20 protein-coding genes, 1 tRNA gene and 2 pseudogenes are annotated in these 20329 nt (G+C 35.5%); 17 read left to right on the forward strand and 6 right to left on the reverse strand.

Annotated features, from left to right (window positions below; translation table 11 throughout):
- The coding region (locus tag BLP77_RS09755; RefSeq protein ID WP_176753034.1) for a transposase at positions 1-229 on the reverse strand (229 nt) is incomplete at its 3' end.
- 473 nt (positions 230-702) lie between these two features.
- Between BLP77_RS09755 and BLP77_RS09760 the strand changes: the two genes are divergently transcribed.
- Entirely contained in the window at positions 703-960 is a 258-nt protein-coding gene (locus BLP77_RS09760; protein ID WP_093856945.1) for a hypothetical protein, read from the forward strand.
- A gap of 23 nt (positions 961-983) precedes the next feature.
- Here BLP77_RS09760 and BLP77_RS09765 read toward each other — a convergent pair whose 3' ends face one another.
- Entirely contained in the window at positions 984-1631 is a 648-nt protein-coding gene (locus BLP77_RS09765; protein ID WP_093856946.1) for a hypothetical protein, read from the reverse strand.
- A gap of 103 nt (positions 1632-1734) precedes the next feature.
- Between BLP77_RS09765 and BLP77_RS09770 the strand changes: the two genes are divergently transcribed.
- The 4 genes from BLP77_RS09770 to BLP77_RS09785 all read left to right on the forward strand — a co-directional run bounded on the left by BLP77_RS09770 (position 1735) and on the right by BLP77_RS09785 (position 3985).
- Entirely contained in the window at positions 1735-2703 is a 969-nt protein-coding gene (locus BLP77_RS09770) for a DUF4062 domain-containing protein (RefSeq protein WP_093856947.1), read from the forward strand.
- Between the two features lie 230 nt (positions 2704-2933).
- Positions 2934-3299 carry a hypothetical protein gene (locus BLP77_RS09775; RefSeq protein WP_093856948.1) on the forward strand — a complete coding sequence of 122 codons (366 nt, stop codon included), beginning with the start codon at positions 2934-2936 and terminating at the stop codon, positions 3297-3299.
- Between the two features lie 2 nt (positions 3300-3301).
- Positions 3302-3523: a hypothetical protein gene (locus BLP77_RS09780; RefSeq protein ID WP_093856949.1), complete on the forward strand. Its 222-nt coding sequence runs from the start codon at positions 3302-3304 to the stop codon at positions 3521-3523.
- A 42-nt stretch (positions 3524-3565) separates the two neighbouring features.
- Entirely contained in the window at positions 3566-3985 is a 420-nt protein-coding gene (locus BLP77_RS09785; protein ID WP_093856950.1) for a hypothetical protein, read from the forward strand.
- Positions 3986-4331: 346 nt separating this feature from the next.
- Here the strand turns inward: BLP77_RS09785 and lexA are convergent, their stop codons facing one another.
- Positions 4332-4952 (reverse strand): transcriptional repressor LexA, encoded by a 621-nt coding sequence (gene lexA, locus BLP77_RS09790; protein WP_093856951.1) that lies wholly within the window; start codon positions 4950-4952, stop codon positions 4332-4334.
- 147 nt (positions 4953-5099) lie between these two features.
- Between lexA and BLP77_RS09795 the strand changes: the two genes are divergently transcribed.
- From BLP77_RS09795 to BLP77_RS09825, 7 genes are all read left to right on the forward strand, one after another.
- Positions 5100-5333: a DUF896 domain-containing protein gene (locus tag BLP77_RS09795; RefSeq protein WP_093856952.1), complete on the forward strand. Its 234-nt coding sequence runs from the start codon at positions 5100-5102 to the stop codon at positions 5331-5333.
- 180 nt (positions 5334-5513) lie between these two features.
- Positions 5514-7520 carry a transketolase gene (tkt, locus tag BLP77_RS09800; RefSeq protein WP_093856953.1) on the forward strand — a complete coding sequence of 669 codons (2007 nt, stop codon included), beginning with the start codon at positions 5514-5516 and terminating at the stop codon, positions 7518-7520.
- 100 nt (positions 7521-7620) lie between these two features.
- The gene (gene sirA / locus BLP77_RS09805) at positions 7621-8052 is read left to right on the forward strand and encodes a sporulation inhibitor of replication protein SirA (RefSeq protein WP_093856954.1); all 432 of its coding nucleotides are present in this window, start codon (positions 7621-7623) and stop codon (positions 8050-8052) included.
- 72 nt (positions 8053-8124) lie between these two features.
- Positions 8125-8355, forward strand: a complete 231-nt coding sequence (locus BLP77_RS09810; protein WP_093856955.1) for a YneF family protein — start codon at positions 8125-8127, stop codon at positions 8353-8355.
- 210 nt (positions 8356-8565) lie between these two features.
- A complete protein-coding gene (locus BLP77_RS09815; RefSeq protein ID WP_093856956.1) occupies positions 8566-9267 on the forward strand; it encodes a cytochrome c biogenesis CcdA family protein in 702 nt (233 codons plus the stop codon).
- Between the two features lie 70 nt (positions 9268-9337).
- A complete protein-coding gene (locus BLP77_RS09820; protein ID WP_093856957.1) occupies positions 9338-9796 on the forward strand; it encodes a Na(+)/H(+) antiporter subunit B in 459 nt (152 codons plus the stop codon).
- A 35-nt stretch (positions 9797-9831) separates the two neighbouring features.
- On the forward strand, positions 9832-10275 hold the full coding sequence (locus BLP77_RS09825; RefSeq protein WP_093857168.1) for a CcdC family protein: 444 nt from the start codon (positions 9832-9834) through the stop codon (positions 10273-10275).
- A 70-nt stretch (positions 10276-10345) separates the two neighbouring features.
- Here BLP77_RS09825 and BLP77_RS09830 read toward each other — a convergent pair whose 3' ends face one another.
- A complete protein-coding gene (locus BLP77_RS09830) occupies positions 10346-10777 on the reverse strand; it encodes a DUF2621 family protein (protein ID WP_093856958.1) in 432 nt (143 codons plus the stop codon).
- Between the two features lie 26 nt (positions 10778-10803).
- Positions 10804-10900: transfer RNA gene (locus BLP77_RS15850), tRNA-Sec, on the reverse strand.
- A gap of 220 nt (positions 10901-11120) precedes the next feature.
- Between BLP77_RS15850 and BLP77_RS09835 the strand changes: the two genes are divergently transcribed.
- Both BLP77_RS09835 and selB read left to right on the forward strand, forming a co-directional pair.
- Positions 11121-12194 (forward strand): ATP-binding protein, encoded by a 1074-nt coding sequence (locus BLP77_RS09835; protein WP_093856959.1) that lies wholly within the window; start codon positions 11121-11123, stop codon positions 12192-12194.
- A gap of 20 nt (positions 12195-12214) precedes the next feature.
- On the forward strand, positions 12215-14086 hold the full coding sequence (selB, locus tag BLP77_RS09840; protein WP_093856960.1) for a selenocysteine-specific translation elongation factor: 1872 nt from the start codon (positions 12215-12217) through the stop codon (positions 14084-14086).
- A 40-nt stretch (positions 14087-14126) separates the two neighbouring features.
- Here the strand turns inward: selB and selD are convergent.
- Positions 14127-15119, reverse strand: a pseudogene (gene selD / locus BLP77_RS09845) (selenide, water dikinase SelD); the annotation flags it as partial.
- A gap of 236 nt (positions 15120-15355) precedes the next feature.
- Here selD and BLP77_RS09850 point away from each other — a divergent pair.
- The 3 genes and pseudogenes from BLP77_RS09850 to acnA all read left to right on the forward strand — a co-directional run.
- Positions 15356-15538: pseudogene (locus BLP77_RS09850) on the forward strand (Rdx family protein); the annotation flags it as partial.
- A 475-nt stretch (positions 15539-16013) separates the two neighbouring features.
- Complete coding sequence (gene selA / locus BLP77_RS09855) at positions 16014-17417, forward strand: L-seryl-tRNA(Sec) selenium transferase (protein WP_093856963.1); 1404 nt, start codon at positions 16014-16016, stop codon at positions 17415-17417.
- 197 nt (positions 17418-17614) lie between these two features.
- Positions 17615-20329, forward strand: coding sequence for an aconitate hydratase AcnA (gene acnA, locus BLP77_RS09860; RefSeq protein ID WP_093856964.1), 2715 nt, complete (start codon positions 17615-17617; stop codon positions 20327-20329).

Raw genomic sequence — 20329 nt, forward strand, 5'->3', positions numbered from 1 at the left:
CCGTTTTCTTTCCATAACCATTTCTTCGATTCGTAGAATCTTTTTCAGTCTTATCATTCGATTCATAGCCCAGGTGGTGATTCATTTCACCTTTTAACATCGCTTCAAACATTGGACCAAAAATGTCTTTTAGAGCACTTTGCATCTCTTCTACTGATGTGGGTTGGTACTCTTCAATAATTTTATTAGCTAGATTGACTGATTTCGGATCACGCTTAATTTTTGTCATTTTGAATTCCTCCCAATTCCATATATAATCAGTCTAGGTAAATAAAAAAATCTAAACCAGTAAATAGAAGCCGTACGCTCTTCTACTTACACAGTTTAGATTACACTCTCATCATTAAAGCTGTACTGCTTTTTATAAAACGTCTTATTTGTTCATTCTTCTTATTATCTGATAAATATTGTGAAGAGCTAAGTATTTCAGAGCTAATTCGCTATTATAAAACTTTAAGGGAAAATATATCATGATCATAACTGTTCAAATTATATTAATAATATTCGTGCTGCTATTCGGGATGGGTGTTATTGGAGCTAAAGAGAAGGAAATGCAGAGGAATTGTACATATATAGCGTTAACGTCAATTGGTGCGTTGGTTTTATTATTGGTGTTATAAATACGTTGGGAGATATTAATATATAATTGAGTAGTCATTCTATCATACTTTCTCTAATAGGATTTATTAGGAGGTTGATGGAATGTTTCTATATAAAATTACTCAAGAAGAGGATTTAGGAAAATACGGAATTGAAAAAGAAAGTGTTATGCTATGCCATGATGAGAAGTATGATCAATATGAGTTTGAAGAGTTACTAAGAGGGATACGAGGTTATTTGAGAAAGCATGAACGTTATGTTGAAATTGAATACATTGTTAGGGAGTTAATACCTTATGGCTTTAAGAAAATTGGATTTACTGCTGAAGATGAGTTTGTATTAGAGAATTATTGGGTTTAAATGATAAAGCATTAATAAAAAATTTAAATCTCCCATTCACCGATGGCATTATAAATATTTTTAAACAATTGCTGTAAATCACCTAGAAATTCTTGATTAAATTCTTTTTTTAAACCAGACACATGAATCTCTTCTTGATCAGGAAAAAATTTCTTAAATTCATAGTACTCTAGCTGACTAATTCTTTGTGGGTTAATTTTGCTACCTTCATTATGAGCAAAGTAATTCCTTAAAGTATTATATTGAATGAAGTTTTCACGTTGCTTTGAGGATAGATTTAATTGTATTTGTTGCACATTTTCAATATAAAAAATATACAACCTTATCCCTTTGTGTTTTAAATCATTTATCTTAATTTCTTTTGGGTGCTTTTTTTCTAGTCTATATGCTATTGAACTTAATTCTGTTTCAACAAAAGAATACAAAGAAAGATATAGTGATTTTCTTAGTATGAAGGGAAATGTTTCAGTATAACTAATAATAGGATCAAGAAATACATGTTGTAATAATTCGTCTGCATTTTCATCTGTAAGATTTTTTGATTGTTCTTCGAATTCGTTTTTTATCTTTTTTTCATTGACTTTAATTGATGATTCCATAATATCTATATACTCATAAAATTCTCTTATTTTCTCTTCAAGAAGAGCGTGGAAAATGTTCATCTTAATCATATTTTTACCATCCTCTTTGACTAATTATAACCTACTAGATTAGTATAACATTTAATTACTTATGTTAGAATATTGGTAGATTATTCTAACTGAGGTGGTAATTGTGGATAAAAAATTGCAAGTTTTTGTATCATCAACTTTTGAAGATTTACAAGATGAGAGACAAGCAGCAGTTTCTTCAATATTAAATTCAGGTCATATACCAGCAGGTATGGAACTATTTAAGGCAGGGGATGAGTCACAGAAAGAAACTATTAAAAAATGGATTTCTGAGTCAGATGTATTCCTGCTCATTTTAGGTGGTCGTTATGGTTCAATAGATGAAGAAAGTGGTAAGAGCTATACACATTGGGAATACGACCATGCAGGTGAACTTGAAATACCTAGATTTGCGATTGTAATTGATGACGATGCCTTAGAAGAAAAGGTGAAAGTAAATGGTTCGGAAGTAAAAGAATTCAAAAATCATCAACTATATGAGGACTTTAAAGCTGATGTGTTAAGCAAAATGTCAAAATTTTATTCTGATATTAAAGATATTAAACTGGCTATTTTAGAGTCATTAAAAGAATTTGAAAGAAACCCTGATTTAAAAGGGTGGGTATCAGGTAAAGAAATACAAGATAATGAGCAAACATTAACTGATAATAATGAATTACTTAAAGAAAATAATAAACTAAAGGAACAGATTTATAAGTTGGAAAATCAACTTGAAAAAGAAAATGAAATAAACGGTTATTCTTTTGAAGAAATTTATAATCATTTAAATGAGATTAGGACAGAATTGCCTGAACAGATATTAGAGGAATTAGATATAGAAGAAGATAAACATATATCTTTAACAGTCTTGGATTCATTTGTCGCTTATAAAGATAAGTTTACTGTCGGTATTCATAATCCTGTCGGAATGAGTGAGGAAAACAGATTTTTATTTTATAAAGTTGCTCCAGAATTAATAACGTTTGGTTTGGTTGATAAAACAAAAGTAACAGGGGTGCAATGGCAAAGATTACAAACAACTGAAGCTGGTAATAAGTTTCTTGCATTATATGCATTAAAACAAAAATCATAAAGTTAATCGACACTACTTTTCGGTAGTGTTTTTTTGTTAATAACACGTTCATATGTTAGGGGGGGAAATGACCAAATGGAATTGAAAAAACTACCTCATGATAAAGAAGCTGCGGCTCAACTTTTAGCCACTGGAGGCCTATGGGTCGGTGGATGAATTTACTCATTTAGCTAACCTTTTGTATGTGTATAAAAAGTTAACAGGTGAAAACTTTGAGGAGGAGAAACAAGATGAAGACTCAAGCGTATGATTTTAAAGCGTTCATTAGTAATGAGCTTTTGGATGATATTAAACCACCTACAGCATCAATATTACCTTTAGCAGCAGCACCTTTGTGGACTTCAATGGCAGTTAGTGCTGAAACAACTATTCAAACAAAAATGATTACAGCCTTCACTCCACTTATTGATCTCATTCAAGGTATGGCTTACCCTGTTGCGATGGTTGTCGTATTAGGCGGTGCATTATTTGTGATGATCGGTAATAGTGAGAAGGGTTTTAGTATGATGCAAAAAGCTGGATTGGGATACGTGATTGTAATGTTAGCTCCAATGATTTTGAATGTACTTGTTGATGCTATGGAAGGAGTGGCATAAAGTTGGAAATTAAAAATCCTATTGAAATAGGTATTGATTGGACTGCTGAGAGTATTAAAGAATTATTAGCAAATTTATTAACCGATTTTATATTAGTCTTTCCAGTATTAGCAGGGGTGTCAATAGGAGTATATGCTTTACTTAGTATGATTAGCGAAGGATTAGCAAAGTTGGGAGTTATCGGTGTTTTTGTTTATGGTGGATTGCTTGTGGTTGTCCTGTAATATTTGTACAATAATGGTAATAATTAAATTAGGGGGAATATTATGAAAAAAGTTTTGATGTTCTTTATGTTAATGACAGTATTATTACTAGGTGCTTGTGGTGGTGATTTTGCTACCCATACTGTAGATGATGCAGTTCAAGCATTTAAAGAAGCTGGATTAGAAGTAGAAGGTGTCAGAGAAATGACAAAAGATGATTATGGTATTGTACCTATGAAAGATAAAGAAGGTGTAAGATTCTTGATCCCATCATTAGGAGAAAATAACGGTGGAAGGATTATGAGTTTTGATAATGAAGATGATTTAGATGAAGTGAAGAAGGTATATGATGATGTAGGTAAAGAAAGTGCTATGCTATTCACATGGACAATAAAACATAAGAATATACTAGTTCAGATAAATGGTGACTTAGAAGAGAGTAAGTATAACGAATATGTGAAAGCACTTGAGACATTAGAATAATTAAAGAATTCTAAACCGTGATAATGTGTCACGGTTTTATTTTTTGTTAGAGTTTCTACCTATTATATTGTAATATTATAAATAATGGTCATATCCTGAATGTGTAAAGCATAAGATGTAGTTTGACCACAAAATTGACCACACTCTGACCACAAAATAATTATTCATCATAATTTATTATGACTTATCATTTATTATCACAGGATAAAAACCCTTATAAAGCAAGGCATTTGACGTATCTTTACATCAGAATATATGTTCAGAACCCAAGTACACCCTTGGGAGCGTGAGCAGTATTTAAGTTCATATTAATTATAATAAAAGCGCCGAGTATTCGGCGCTTTTACTAATGAATTTCCCGATAAAGTCCAATGACTTTTCCAAGTACGGTTACTTGATCTAAAATAATCGGCTCCATTGTTGGATTTTCAGGTTCTAATCGATATTTGTCTTTGTCCTTGAAGAAGCGTTTGACGGTTGCTTCATCTTCTTCGGTCATCGCCACGACAATGTCTCCATTATTGGCTGTAGATTGTTTTCTTACCATGACTAAATCTTTATCTAAAATACCTGCTTCAATCATACTTTCACCTTGGATCGATAGAACAAAGATTTCGTCTTCAGTAGCGGAAATCGTCGCTGGTACAGGAATATATTCCTCGATGTTTTCAATTGCTGTAATTGGGTGCCCAGCGGTAACTTTACCGATGAGTGGTGCGTACATTGCTTCATGTTCTTGGGTCGCATTACCATCGTCGTAAATAATCTCGATCGCTCTTGGTTTAGTCGGATCTCGTCTAATAAACCCTTTTTCTTCTAATCGAGCTAGATGGCCATGAACCGTGGAGCTTGAAGCTAGTCCAACAGCTTCTGCTATTTCACGAACAGAAGGTGGATAGCCTTTTAGGTTTACATTTTCAACTATAAATTCGAAAATCTCTTTTTGCCTTTTGGATAGATTTTTCATATTTTCACCCCAACGTAATTTAACTATCATTATTATAGCAATATTAACCAGAAAAAGCAAACACTCGTTCGTAATTTTCTAAATGCTTGTTTTTAAGCATTGCACAAGTTACAATGACCTAATGAAAATGATTAAAGGGGTTTTGATATGATTTCTGAAGATCGTTTAAAACGTATAAATGAATTAGCCAAAAAATCTAAGAATGAAGGTTTAACAGATAAAGAGAAAAAGGAACAGAAGAAGTTAAGGGAAGAATATTTAAAAGCGTTTAGGCAATCGTTTAAAAATCAATTGCATTCTCTTAAAGTTGTTGATCCTGAAGGTACAGATGTTACACCTGATACACTTAAAAAAGAGCAGAAGAATCAATCAAAACATTAAACATGCAGAATCCTGCATGTTTTTTATATACACGCTAATTATAATGTCATACTTGATGTGTATACTATGTATAGCTTTATTATTTTGGTAAATTTATGTTGAAATGTCTTGTCAGATGATGCGTTACCGTTTAGGATTAATGATGGTAGATGATTGAACGGAATAAGGAAGGAGATCTATATGAGTCATAATGTTGAGCAATTATCCATTAATACGATACGTACATTAACGATTGATGCTGTAGAAAATGCAAGCTCTGGTCATCCAGGTATGCCGATGGGCGCTGCGCCTATGGCTTATACGCTTTGGACGAAAGTGATGAACCATAACCCAAACCATTCATCTTGGTTTAATCGTGACCGTTTTGTATTATCAGCAGGTCACGGGTCTATGCTATTATACGCATTATTACATCTATCAGGCTATGATGTATCAATCAATGATATTAAGAATTTTCGCCAATGGGGATCGAATACACCAGGTCATCCTGAATTTGGTCACACAGATGGGGTAGAAGCTACGACAGGACCTCTTGGACAAGGGATTGCGATGTCAGTTGGTATGGCCATGGCAGAACGCTTTTTAGCATCAACATACAACAAGCCTGACCATGAAATGGTTGATCATTATACTTATGCGATTTGCGGTGATGGTGATTTAATGGAAGGCGTTTCTCAAGAAGCTGCATCCTTAGCCGGCCACTTAAAATTAGGCAAATTAGTTGTCATGTATGATTCAAATGATATTTCTCTTGATGGTGACTTAAACCGTGCATTTTCGGAAAGTGTTGAAGATCGTTTTAAGGCTTATGGGTGGCAAGTTATTCGTGTAGAAGACGGTAATGACACGGAAGCAATTGAAAAAGCATTATTAGATGCGAAAGCTAATGAAGACCAACCAACATTGATTGAAGTTAAAACAGTTATTGGCTATGGTTCTCCTAATAAAGGTGGTAAATCAGATGCTCACGGTGCACCACTTGGTGAAGATGAACGTCAACTAGCCAAAGAACATTATGAGTGGGCACATGATGAGTTTCATGTTCCAGATGAAGTAAAAGCAGATTTTAAAGATAAGGTTCAATCGCGTGGTGAGATAACTGATAATGAATGGAATCAGTTATTAGAGAGCTACAAAAATACTTATCCTGATTTGGCTCAGGAATTCGAGCAAGCGATGAATGGAGAGCTACCAGCGAAATGGAATGCTGATTTACCAACATATGATGAAGATTCAAAAGCACTAGCTACACGCGCAGCTTCGGGTGAAGTACTAAACGCTATTGCGAAGAATATTCCATATTTCTTTGGTGGTAGTGCCGATTTAGCTGGTTCAAATAAAACGACTTTAAAAGGTGAAGACGACTTTAAACATCCTGAGTATTCAGGTCGTAATATTTGGTTCGGTGTTCGTGAATTTGCTATGGCTTGTGCGCTTAATGGTATGGCTTTACATGGTGGCGTTAAAGTATTTGGCGGTACATTCTTTGTCTTTAGTGATTATTTACGTCCAGCTTTACGCTTATCAGCATTAATGGGAACACCTGTCACTTACGTCTTTACACATGATTCGATTGCCGTAGGTGAGGATGGACCAACACATGAACCAATCGAACAGCTTCCGTCATTACGAGCAATGCCAAACTTGAATCTTATTCGCCCGGCTGATGCTAATGAAACGAAAGCAGCTTGGGAAATGGCTATGCAAGCCGACGATCAACCAACAGCTTTAGTATTAACGCGACAAGGATTACCTGTTTTACCACAAACGAATGAAAAAGCAAGTGAGGGTGTCGCAAAAGGTGCTTACGTATTAAAAGAGGCTGATAAAGATCAAGCCGATTTATTATTATTAGCTTCAGGTTCTGAAGTACAGTTAGTCATGAAAGCTAGTGAACAACTAAAAGAGGAAGGGATCGATGCAACTGTCGTTAGTATGCCTTCTTGGAGCCTTTTTGATCAACAAGACGACGCTTACAAAGAGTCGGTTATACCGTCTAATATTAAAAATCGTTTAGCTGTTGAAATGGCGTCACCATTTGGCTGGGAACGTTATACGGGAATCGAAGGTGATGTATTAGGTATTGACACGTTTGGTGCATCAGCTCCAGGACAAAAGGTCATCGACGAGTATGGATTTACGGTCGAAAATGTCGTTAAGCGAGCTAAAACCTTGCTTTCTAAATAATTAGCGCTCGATTGACAAAATTATTAGATAACAGCTACTAAACTTTGACAAATTTCGCCGATTTTAATTGATACGATATGTCCTAAAAGGGGGACATATCATGTATCAATATTCCGTATACCTTTTTAAGTCGGATTATGCTCTGCATTTTTACTATAAAATTGATATTGTTTATCGCTTCTTGTATAAACAAAAACTAGCGGGTGAAGGCAGTGATCATAAACAATATCAATCCGTGTTGGACAAGGTTAATCGAGACGATTTGTTATCACATCTTAATCTTTGGGTAGATGACGGCGTTTCGATAGAAGCAAAAAAAAATCAACTCATGATAGAACGTTCAAGTCAAAAAATATATGTCCATATCGCGGATTATGCGATTACAATTTTAGCTGATTCGATTGTCGATTTGGACGGTTTATTATTTCAATATATTAAAACATTCCATCCACATATCTTTGCAGTAAACTATGAAACAAAAGAGTGCGGGTGGATTACGCCCTTTGCTGGTAAACAAATATATTTAATGTAAAATCTTTGTTGTCATAGAACCGTTGTTTTACTATACTTAGTGAGAGACAACTAGAAGGAGGAAAATTAAATAATGGGCACGATATGGGTAGTATTAATCGCTCTAGGTGCATTAATTATTGGAGTTGTTGGGGGATTCTTTATTGCTCGTAAGACAATGATGAATTATCTGAAAAAGAACCCACCCATTAATGAACAAATGTTACGCACAATGATGATGCAGATGGGGCAAAAGCCATCACAGAAGAAAATTAACCAAATGATGCGTTCGATGAATCAACAAATGGATCAAAACAAAAAATAGTACAACTAAAAACTTTTGACGAAGTCAGAGGCTTAGTTGCATTTTTCAGGGATAATTCTTACCTGTTGGGAAGGGGATAGGCTATTAAGAGGTCTATCCTTTTTTAATTGTTCACGATAATTTCACTAAACCGTCAAGCATCTGTTATTAAAATTACGTGTATGTTTGATACGATATGTTTAACGGCTGAAAAAGAAGGAGAGGTTAGTCATGGAGGTTAATATATTCCTGGCATTTGGAGCTGGATTCTTGTCATTCATTTCTCCATGTGTTCTGCCATTATACCCCGTCTTTTTATCATATATAACGGGGATGAGTGTTGAAGAGTTAAAAAATGAAAAAGCGATGTTACGAAAAAGAAGTATGCTACATACGTTATTTTTCTTAATCGGATTTTCTTCTATTTTTATCATGATTGGCTTTTCAAGTTATTTTATTGGGGAATTTTTTATACGTTATCAGGATTTAATTCGTCAGCTAGGCGCTATTTTAATCATCTTTTTCGGCTTTGTGATGATTGGCGTATTCAACTTTGAGTTTTTAATGAAAGAACGCAAAGTAACCTTTAAGAATCGTCCTTCTGGTTATTTGGGTACACTACTAATAGGAATGGCCTTTTCAATGAGTTGGACTCCTTGTACAGGGCCGATATTGGGGGCTGTCATTACCCTATCTTTAGATGATCCTCAATCCGCAGTTTTCTTAATGTTTGCTTATTCATTAGGTTTCTCAATTCCATTCTTTGTCTTGTCATTCTTTATTGGCAAAATGGGTTGGTTAAAACGCAACTCACAAAAGATTGCTAAAATTGGTGGATACGTTTTAATTGCATTAGGTATTGCTTTGTTCTTTGACTGGATGAGAATTTTCACGGCTTATTTAGCTAACTTCTTTGGATTTACAGGGTTTTGATATAATTTGTCATGGTCCTGTTGATTGTATTAAAATAGAGATAGCATCAATACGGTGAAGGAGTTACAGTATGAAACAACCAAACGATTTAATATTACGAACCACAACACATTTAATTGCCTTTATATTACTTGGTTTCTCCATTTATTTATTCTTTGCTGGACATAATGCTCCAGGCGGTGGATTTATCGGTGGGTTAATGACTTCTGCTGCCTTTATTCTCATGTACATGACTTACGGTTACGATAAGATCAAAAAGATTTTACCGATTAATTTTCGTATGGTAGCCGTAACAGGGCTGTTAGTAGCTGTATTATCAGGCCTCGGTTCGTTTGTGTTTCAGGAACCGTTTTTATCACATACTTCAGGTTACTTTGAAATACCTTTATTAGGTGAAAAACACTTAGCAACCGCAATGTTGTTTGATTTAGGCGTATACTTAGTGGTTGTCGGAGTTACATTAACGATTATTTTATCCATTACGACGGATTCTGGTGATGAATTTAACAAAGATACGGGTGTGTCATAGTGTTTATAGAAAGTTCATTATTTGCTGTTTTAACCATGCTGATGTTCATCTTTATGGCATCAGTTATGATCGTGATTCGTTCTCGGGCATCAAAAAAACCAGCAAGCACTAAAAAAATTATTTTACCTCCTTTATTTATGAGTACGGGGGCTCTCATGTTTTTGTTTCCCTATTTCCAAGTCTCATGGTGGCAAGTACTAGAAGCGATTTCAGTAGGGGTAGTTTTTTCAGTTCTCTTAATTATCACATCCAATTTTGAAATTAAAGGAAGAGAAATTTATTTAAAACCGTCGAAAGCTTTTATTTTTGTGTTACTTTTCTTGCTCGTTTTAAGGATCTGCTTAAAAATATATTTAGGACAAGACATATCAGTAGGCGAGACGAGTGGGATGTTTTATTTATTAGCTTTTGGCATGCTATTTACATGGCGAATTGCGATGTTAATTAAATTCTTAAAACTTAAACAAACGATTGCATAAGTTCACGATTTTCTAGTCGTGAACTTTTTTTATCAAATATAAAAACAATGAAAACTTATAACTTAAGTTCTCATTGTTTTTCTAATAAATGTTCATAAGGTGAAAAATCGATATTTTTCTCATTCAAACGTTTGATTAAAAATTTATGATCTCGTTTTGGTGTGGCTAATATATAGCCTTCAATAATGACATCTAATGAAATCTTTTGCTTATTTCGTTGTAAAGCCACTTCTCCGATTTTCGCGGCAATTTTTTGCTTCGCTACATCTCGGAAAAGCTGGGGAACCGGCTCAACCAATTCATTAAGAAGCTTTTTTTCATCTTGTCCCCACAAATGAACAGTTTGTTCGACATAATATTCTTCCCAGTCTATAATAGACTTTCCATCTTCTTTAGGAAGTTTTTTCAGGAACTTTCGGAACATAAAGAATCCACCGATGCCAAGCAGACTAATCATGACTAGTCCCCATAAAATCATTAAATATCCGACGGTTTCAGACATGGATTTCACTCTCTTTAGTTGAGTATTGGCGGGACTGTGTGGGAATCGAACCCACCGGAGACGGCACGCGCCTCCCAGGCGGTTTTGAAGACCGTGACAAGCACCAGCATTGTAACCAGCCCCGTTTCTCTAATCATTATAGAATGATGTTTAATAGAATACAAGCAAAGCATTTAGTACAAAATCTAGTAATATATTTAGAACAATTCAAAAAATTTGGATAATTCTTAAATCATTTTTTGCCTTTACGCCATATTTTGGTTAAAATAGAAGTTGTGATATTTGGTCGTATTATATCATAGTATTATTATATCTTCGGTCGTTTTTTGGGGGGATTAATCGAATGAAAAAACATTCGCTAGTTGTCAATGGAGAGGATCAACTAGATCTCGATCATGATTTACTAAGTTCGACTTTTCATTGGTTTGATATTAACTCAACGAATATTAAGGTCATTTTTGATGAGAACTATAAAATTGTTTATGTATCATATTCAGCAGAAACCATACTAGGCTATAAGAAAGAATGTATGTTAGGTCAGTCATTACTACAATTTGTTATCGAACAAGACTATAGTCAAACGAAAAAATACATTGATTCATTAGATTTTAATAGGGTCAAAATAGAGATTGGATTTCAACATTCCGATGGTCATATAGTAGACACATTGACACATTTAGGGAAAATTAATGACGATCACAAAGGTAAAACATATTATATTGGGGTTATTAATGACATTTCAGAATTAAAAACAACCCGAAAAATGCTGATGAACTCTGAGAAGCTATCATCCGTTGGGCAACTGGCAGCAAGTGTTGTTCATGAAATTCGTAATCCATTAACTTCAGTTAAAGGTTTTTTACAATTGCTTGAGAATGAAATTCAAGAAAAGAAGGAATATTTTCATATAATGACTGAAGAAGTTGAAAAAATTGAATCGATCACGTCTGAACTTTTATATATTGCGAAGCCATCTCCTAACCAATTTAAAAATGAAAATCTTGTTACGATTTTAAAAGAAGTCTGTCTTCTAATGAGATCACAGGCACGTTTGTATAATATCAGTATCGATTTTATGAATGAAAAGAATCGAGTTCATATTGAATGTGATCGATCACAAATCAAACAGGTGTTTATTAATTTGATTAAAAATGCTATTGAGGCGATGGATGATGAAGGAACGATACAAGTTAACATTTATCATGACGAATCATTAGTTGTTGATGTCATTGATGAAGGTGAAGGGGTTCCAGATGAATTAAAACAGCGACTCGGTGAACCGTTCCTTTCGACAAAGGAAAAAGGCACGGGGTTAGGACTAATGGTTACGAGACAAATTTTAGATAATCATCATGCATCATTAACAATTTTAGATAATGAAGACCGAGGAAGTATTTTTAGAATCCGATTTTACTAATAGATGGTTGGTGTTAAGGCATGAATCAACAAAATTATACAATCGGTATGGCAGGTCACATTGATCATGGAAAAACTGAACTCGTTAAGGCTTTAACAGGGGTAGAGACTGATCGACTCAAAGAAGAAAAAGATCGACGAATTTCAATTGAATTAGGATATGCACCACTCTATAAGGATGATGATATATCCATCTCTATAATCGATGTACCTGGTCATGAAAAATTTATTCGTCAAATGATTGCGGGAGTCTCATCAATCGATTTGACGATTTTAGTCATTGCAGCCGATGAAGGCGTTATGCCACAAACAAGAGAGCACCTAGAAATTTTATCATTCCTAAATATTAGTCGTGGCATCATTGTTATAACCAAGATTGATCAAGTTGATTCCGATTTACTTGCGATCGTTCAAGAAGATATTAAGGAAATGGTAAAAGGTACTGTATTTGAAGGACAATCCCTTTACGAAGTCGATTCCATCTCTAGAAAGGGTATCGAAACACTTAGAATAGCCATACTTAAACAGCTTGAAAATACTGATCCTAAAAGTAAGGTAGGGCAGCTATATTTACCTGTTGACCAAAGCTTCCATATTCATGGCATCGGAACAGTTGTTAGGGGTACTGTGGTACAGGGACAGGTATCAGGAGAAGATAAAGTCGTGGTAATGCCTAATGGAAATAGGGTTAAGATTAAAAGTATTCATCGTTTTAACCAACCTGTTTCATCATCGTCCGCTGGTCAACGCACGGCTTTAGCATTAAAAGGTGTTTCAGTTAATGAGGTTAAAAGAGGTTCGGTCCTAACAACTGACGAGCTAGCTCAAGCAACCAACCGCATTGATATAGAATTACAGGTTAGTTCTAATCTTCATTCGGAAATTAAACAACGTTCACCAATTAAATTACATATTGGGACAACTGAAACCTATGGAAGAATTATTTTTTATGATCGAAATAAATTAGACAGCCAAGATACGATTTATGCTCAAGTTGAACTAGAAGAGTCAATATATATACTAAAGGACCAACGCTACGTTTTAAGGCGTGCTACACCGGTTGAAACGATTGGCGGTGGTAAGGTTATTGAACCATTTGCCCAAAAACACCGTCATGGTGAGGAGACGGTTCAACAATTAAAAAAGAAAGCGACTATTGATCAAAACGATTATATATTAGAAATCATTCATCGTAATCCAGGCTTAGATAAATACGTGGTATTAAAACAAGGACAATTGAATGATGATCTTCAAGCTTTAGAGGAAAAGGGTAGAATCGTTAATATTGAAAATCATCTTTTTGTTGATTCTTATGTTAATCAGTTAGTGACATATGTTGAGGAGCGTTTAAATAAGTTTCATAAACAGCATCCATTACTACCTGGCATGAATAAATCGGAGCTCATTCAACAATTACCGCTTCATAAACCATTAAATAAAACGATTGTGGACTATCTGGTTGAAAGAGAATTATTAAAACAAAAAGAGCATTACGTATCATTACCTACTTTTTATGTACAGTTAAATGAAGAGCTAAAGCCATCTGTTCAACAATTTTTAAGTCGTTTAAATCAAGACCAATTAGAGGTTAGACCGATTAATGAATACATAAAAGAATTTATAACAGACAAAGACGTATATGTTGAGGATCTAAAGACTTATCTCATTCACCAACAAGATGTTGTAGATTTAACTGATGAATTGTATATCGAATGGTTGGCCTTTAAAAGCTCCATCAATTGTTTAAAAGAACAGACAGGTGAATATTTCAATTTAAAAGAGGCAAAAGATTATCTAGGGGTATCGCGAAAATATTTAATTCCTTTTCTTGAAAAATTAGATAAGCTGAAAATGACAATTAGAGTAGAGGGAAAGCGAAGATGGATCAAATAAAACGGTTTGCATATTTAAATATGCAAACCGTTTATTATCATCATTTAACGATGATATTGCGATCAGTCTGTGGGATAACTTTACCAATAATGGTTGCTTGGTAGTCTGGTAATTGGTTTAATTCATCAATATATTGGTTCGCATCATGTTCAGGCATTGAGATTAACAAACCGCCAGAGGTAATCGCATCTGCTAAAATGAGTTGATGTAATTCATTGATGTGAGATTCAAACGAAACAGCATCTTCTAACCAGTTCAAATTAGATTTTGTGCCACCAGGTACAGCACCTTTAGCTGCTAATTCAACTGTACCATCAATAATCGGAACGGATTGATAATCAATTTCTAATGATAATTGACTTCCTTTAGCCATTTCGTAAGCGTGTCCGAGTAATCCGAAGCCAGTCACATCTGTAACGGCATGAACTTCATATTGTTTAAATAACTCGGATGCTTCCTTATTAAGCTTCATCATCCAGTTAATCGCTTCGTCTGCGTCATTTTGTGATGCTAAACCTTTTTTAATAGCTGTTGTAATGATTCCGATACCAATAGGTTTTGTTAATACTAAGACATTACCATCTTGAGCGTTGTGATTTGTTAATATTTGATCTGGGTGAGCAATACCGGTCACAGATAATCCGAATTTCGGTTCTTCATCATCAATTGAATGGCCACCAATAATGGCACCACCCGCTTCGTGAACTTTATCTTCAGCACCTTGTAATATTTGGGCTAGGTGATCAGCACCATATTTTTTAACAGAAAAACCAACGATATTTAAGGCCGTTTTTACTTCAGCCCCCATGGCATAAACATCGCTCAAGGCATTTGCTGCAGCAATTTGACCAAATGTATACGGATCATCCACAATAGGTGTAAAATAATCAACCGTTTGGACAAGGGCTACATCATCTGTTAATTGATAAACCCCGGCATCATCTGAATTATTTTGACTGAATAATATGTTTTGATCTTGTTTATGTGTATTCACTTGACTCAATACTTGAGCCAATTCGCTTGGCGCGAGTTTGCATCCTCATCCAGCTTTAGAAGATAGAGAGGTTAACCGTAAGATTTCATCTCGATTTCTATCCATGATCTTCACCTCCACACTACTTAACCTATTATACAAGAACGGACTTAAAAGATAAAAATCTTGAAATTAATTGTCATATTTTATACGCTATTGATATAAACGACTAGGAGGTTGTACATATGAGCTATAAAGTTTTAATTGAATTTTGCATGATGTGAAACTATGCACCAAAAGCTGCGAGTCTCGCAGAAGAGTTATTTACTGAATTCAGACATGATATTACAGACATGACGTTAACACCATCAGGCGGTGGTGCTTTTGAAGTCACTGTTAATGGCGAAAAGGTTTATTCGAAATTAGATACAGGTGTTTTTCCTGATAGTGATGACATTATTCAAAAATTAAAGGTTTAAATTAGCTGGGATAAATGTTTTTATCAATCAAAAATTCGAACAACTAGACTAAATGGAAAGTGTAAATACTCGCTCCGGAAATATACTTCGCTTTTACCCTAAAGGGCACAAGCGCGACATCTGCTCAAGCTTACTTTCGTTCGCTTTCACAGTGTCTTCTATGCAGTGGCAACGCTTCATCCTCCGACGCACAGGACGTACTAGTGCCGGTGGTGCCACAGGACGTGGCGTATACCACCGGCCGACTCACAGGATGTGCTAGTGTCGATGACGTCACAAATGCTACTTGCGTTACATCCTTGCGTAAGTTTGCGCCGAGTAACCGCAGGCGCAGGACGTGGCCGTTTTTAGACGACCAGGAGTCTACGTATATTTCCTCCGCTATTTTTTAGTATTGTTCGTATTTAGAATTGATAATTTTATTTAAGTCTCAGCCCCTTTTTTCTATACAATATAATAAAAAGGTTTGTGACAAATGGAAAATTTGATGCGATTAATTCCACCTATCCATGAATTAATGGAAGACCCTACTGTTTTAGACCTTCAAAAACAATTAAACATGTCTAATTCGATGATTAAATCATCGTTACAGGAAGCAACGACATACATTAGAAATCAAATCCGTGACCAGCAGGCAACATTTGAAGATAGTGGAGACATAAAACAAGTCATTATGAGTCGTGCTGAACATACTTTGTTAGATTATCTTAAACCAAATTTAATGCCTGTGATCAACGGTACAGGTACTGTTTTACATACAAATTTAGGAAGAGCCCGATTAGCTGAGTCTGCCATTGAACAAATGGTCAAGGTAGCCAAACAATATTCAACATTAGAATACGATGTTGAATCTGGAAAAAGAGGATCCCGAAACAAAATCGTAGAGCAATATATAAAAGATGTGACAGGGGCTGAGGCTGCGATTGTCGTTAATAATAATGCCGCGAGTGTTTATATGGTATTATCAGCCTTTTCAAAAGGACATGAGGCCATTGTTTCAAGGGGTGAATTAGTTGAGATAGGCGGAAGCTTTCGCATATCATCGATTATGGAAGAGAGCGGGACACGCCTTAGGGAGATTGGAACGACTAACAAAACCCATTTATACGATTTTCAACAAGCCATTAACGAAGAAACTAATATGATTATGAAAGTACATACGAGTAACTTTCATATGATTGGATTTACCCAATCCGTACCGAGGCATGATTTAGTTTCATTAGCACATGATCATCACCTCATATATTACGAAGATCTAGGAAGCGGCATGATATATGACTTATCGCAGCATGGAATTGGTCACGAACCTTTAGTGAAAGATGTCATCGAGTCTGGTGCTGACCTTGTGTCATTTAGTGGTGATAAGCTATTAGGAGGTCCGCAGGTTGGAATTATTGCAGGCAAGAAAAAATGGATTGATCAATTAAAAAAGCATCAACTAGCTCGAGTGTTACGAGTTGATAAAATGACTTACGCTGCTTTAGAAGAAACGTTAAAGCTACTCATCCAAGAAAAGCATCAGTCTATTCCAACAATTAGGGATATTCTAGTTAGTCAAGATGAGCTTAAATCACGTGTCCAAGCATTTATGCAACGAGTACCGCATTATATTAAATCATCATTAGTTACTGATGAAACTAAATTAATCTCCAAAGTAGGGGGAGGAACTTTACCAGAGATTGAATTGCCTTCATATGGTATTCGAATGTCAAGTCAAGCTATTTCAGCTGAAAAGATTAGTGAACAATTAAGAAGAATGGATCCAGTTATAATTGTACGGGTTGAACAAAATGATGTCATAATGGATTTTCGTACCATTAGCCAAGAGGAGGAGGACCTAGTTTTAAATCATTTGATTGAACTATCCAATTCCTTTTAAAGTGTATTTTATTTGTATAATTTCTTAAACAAGGATACGCTTTAATTGAATGAAACATTTATACTAGTAAAATTTTTTCCCAAACATTTTACTTATGCTAGGTTTTCAGATAAAATGTAATAGTGCATAAATGGTGTGCTTTCAAACATGATGGAATCATCTATTAAACTACGTAACTACATTAAGGGGGTAAAAGCATGACAAGTAATAGTGCCTTTAATGCGAAGAAACAATTTGAATTGAATGGCAAAACGTATAATTACTATCATTTAAAAGCATTGGAAGAGCAAGGCTTAGGAAATATTTCACGCCTGCCTTTTACAATTCGCGTGCTTTTAGAATCTGTATTACGTCAACATGACGGTCATGTTATTAAAGATGAACACATTGAAAAACTAGCAAAATGGGGAAAAGGGGATTCAGTAGATGTTCCTTTCAAACCATCTCGCGTTATCTTGCAAGACTTTACTGGGGTTCCAGCTGTAGTAGACTTAGCTTCCTTACGTAAAGCAATGGTAGATATGGGTGGTAGCCCAGACCAGATCAATCCGGAAGTACCAGTTGATTTAGTTATTGACCACTCTGTTCAAGTTGATCAATATGGTACCCCTAATGCTTTAAAAGCAAACATGGAAATTGAATTCGATCGAAACAAAGAGCGTTATGAATTTTTACATTGGGCTCAAAAAGCCTTTGATAATTATCGTGCTGTTCCACCAGCAACAGGTATTGTGCACCAAGTTAACTTAGAGTACATCGCAAGCGTCGTACATGAGATAGAAAAAGGCGACGGCACATATGATGCCTTCCCTGATACATTAGTCGGTACTGACTCACATACAACCATGATTAACGGTCTTGGTGTATTAGGTTGGGGTGTCGGTGGTATTGAGGCAGAAGCAGGTATGCTTGGTCAACCATCATACTTCCCTACACCAGAAGTTGTCGGTGTTAAACTAACAGGTAATTTCCCAGAAGGTACAACAGCAACCGACCTTGCACTAAAAGTTACACAAGTTTTACGTGAGAAAAAAGTTGTCGGTAAATTTGTTGAATTCTTTGGTCCAGGTCTATCAGAGATGCCACTTGCTGACCGTGCAACTATTTCTAACATGGCACCTGAATACGGGGCAACTTGTGGTTTCTTCCCAGTTGACGAAGAATCATTGAACTATATGCGTTTAACAGGACGTTCAGATGAGCATATTCAACTTGTTAAAGAATATCTACAGAAGAACGATCTATTCTATACACCAGATCAAGAGGATCCAGAATTCACTGAACTTGTTGAGATTAACTTATCTGAACTAGAACCAAACCTATCAGGACCTAAACGTCCACAAGACTTAATTCCTTTATCTGAAATGAAAAATTCATTCAATAAAGCACTAACAGCTCCAGCAGGAAACCAAGGCTTTGGATTAACTGATAAGGAAAAAGACAAAGAAGCTGTTGTGAAGTTTAAAGACGGTTCTGAAGCTACGATGAAAACTGGTGCAGTGGCCATTGCGGCAATCACATCTTGTACCAACACTTCTAACCCACACGTTATGTTAGGTGCAGGACTACTGGCTAAAAATGCAGTTGAAAAAGGTCTAAATGTTCCTGAATATGTTAAAACATCACTAGCTCCTGGTTCTAAGGTTGTAACAAACTACTTAGAAAACTCAGGATTAATGGAATACTTGAATCAATTAGGCTTTAACTTAGTCGGGTACGGTTGTACGACATGTATCGGTAACTCTGGTCCTTTACTACCAGAAATTGAAGAAGCTATTGCTGAATCTGACTTAACAGCTGCATCTGTTCTTTCTGGTAACCGTAACTTTGAAGGTCGTATTCACCCACTCGTACGTGCAAACTATCTTGCTTCACCACCATTAGTTGTGGCATATGCGCTTGCAGGTACTGTAGACATTGACATCTTAAATGAACCACTTGGTCAAGATAAAGATGGAAATGATGTGTACTTTAAAGATATCTGGCCTTCATCTGACGAAATTAAGGCAGAAATCTCAAAAGTTGTAACACCTGAAATTTTCCGTAAAGAATATGAAGAAGTCTTTAATTCAAATGAAAAATGGAATGAAATCCAAACAACAGATGAACCATTATACGAGTGGGATGATGACTCAACTTATATTCAAAACCCACCATTCTTTGAGGAGATGTCTAAAGATCCAAGAGAAGTCAAACCATTAAATGGATTACGTGTAGTTGGTAAATTTGGAGATTCTGTAACAACAGACCACATTTCACCAGCCGGCGCTATTCCTAAAGATATGCCAGCAGGTCGATATTTAATGGAAAAAGATGTATCACCTCGTAACTTTAACTCTTATGGTTCTCGTCGTGGTAACCATGAAGTCATGATGCGTGGTACGTTCGGTAATATCCGTATCCGTAATGAAATTGCAGGTGATAAAGAAGGTGGTTTCACAACTTACTGGCCAACAGGTGACATCATGCCGATTTACGATGCAGCGATGAAATATAAAGAAGATGGCACTGGATTATGTGTTATCGCTGGTAAAGACTATGGTATGGGAAGCTCACGTGACTGGGCAGCCAAAGGTACGGATCTTTTAGGTATTGAGACAGTTATTGCTGAAAGCTTCGAACGTATTCACCGTTCTAACCTAGTTATGATGGGCGTATTACCACTTCAATTCCAAGAAGGTGACAGCATTGAATCACTCGGTTTAACAGGTAAAGAAACATTCGATGTTCAAGTAACTGAAGGTGTTAAACCACATGACTTAGTTAAAGTAACAGCAACAGACGAAGATGGAAACCAAAAAGAATTTGAAGTAATTGCACGTTTCGATAGTGATGTAGAAGTTGATTACTACCGTCACGGCGGTATTCTTCAAATGGTTCTTCGTAATAAGTTACAGACACAAAATGCGTAA

Origin of the sequence: Tenuibacillus multivorans (assembly GCF_900103915.1) — a bacterium.
In the GTDB taxonomy this organism is placed as follows: domain Bacteria; phylum Bacillota; class Bacilli; order Bacillales; family Alkalibacillaceae; genus Tenuibacillus; species Tenuibacillus multivorans.

Excerpts from the sequence above, each read along its gene's own strand:
- BLP77_RS09830 (WP_093856958.1), bottom strand. The coding sequence starts at position 10,777 with ATGTCTGAAACCGTCGGATATTTAATGATTTTATGGGGACTAGTCATG.
- BLP77_RS09810 (WP_093856955.1), top strand. The coding sequence starts at position 8,125 with ATGGGCACGATATGGGTAGTATTAATCGCTCTAGGTGCATTAATTATT.
- BLP77_RS09825 (WP_093857168.1), top strand. The coding sequence starts at position 9,832 with ATGCTGATGTTCATCTTTATGGCATCAGTTATGATCGTGATTCGTTCT.
- BLP77_RS09785 (WP_093856950.1), top strand. The coding sequence starts at position 3,566 with ATGAAAAAAGTTTTGATGTTCTTTATGTTAATGACAGTATTATTACTA.
- BLP77_RS09795 (WP_093856952.1), top strand. The coding sequence starts at position 5,100 with ATGATTTCTGAAGATCGTTTAAAACGTATAAATGAATTAGCCAAAAAA.
- acnA (WP_093856964.1), top strand. The coding sequence starts at position 17,615 with ATGACAAGTAATAGTGCCTTTAATGCGAAGAAACAATTTGAATTGAAT.
- sirA (WP_093856954.1), top strand. The coding sequence starts at position 7,621 with ATGTATCAATATTCCGTATACCTTTTTAAGTCGGATTATGCTCTGCAT.
- BLP77_RS09765 (WP_093856946.1), bottom strand. The coding sequence starts at position 1,631 with ATGATTAAGATGAACATTTTCCACGCTCTTCTTGAAGAGAAAATAAGA.
- tkt (WP_093856953.1), top strand. The coding sequence starts at position 5,514 with ATGAGTCATAATGTTGAGCAATTATCCATTAATACGATACGTACATTA.
- selB (WP_093856960.1), top strand. The coding sequence starts at position 12,215 with ATGAATCAACAAAATTATACAATCGGTATGGCAGGTCACATTGATCAT.
- lexA (WP_093856951.1), bottom strand. The coding sequence starts at position 4,952 with ATGAAAAATCTATCCAAAAGGCAAAAAGAGATTTTCGAATTTATAGTT.
- BLP77_RS09815 (WP_093856956.1), top strand. The coding sequence starts at position 8,566 with ATGGAGGTTAATATATTCCTGGCATTTGGAGCTGGATTCTTGTCATTC.
- BLP77_RS09820 (WP_093856957.1), top strand. The coding sequence starts at position 9,338 with ATGAAACAACCAAACGATTTAATATTACGAACCACAACACATTTAATT.
- BLP77_RS09775 (WP_093856948.1), top strand. The coding sequence starts at position 2,934 with ATGAAGACTCAAGCGTATGATTTTAAAGCGTTCATTAGTAATGAGCTT.
- BLP77_RS09835 (WP_093856959.1), top strand. The coding sequence starts at position 11,121 with ATGAAAAAACATTCGCTAGTTGTCAATGGAGAGGATCAACTAGATCTC.
- selA (WP_093856963.1), top strand. The coding sequence starts at position 16,014 with ATGGAAAATTTGATGCGATTAATTCCACCTATCCATGAATTAATGGAA.
- BLP77_RS09760 (WP_093856945.1), top strand. The coding sequence starts at position 703 with ATGTTTCTATATAAAATTACTCAAGAAGAGGATTTAGGAAAATACGGA.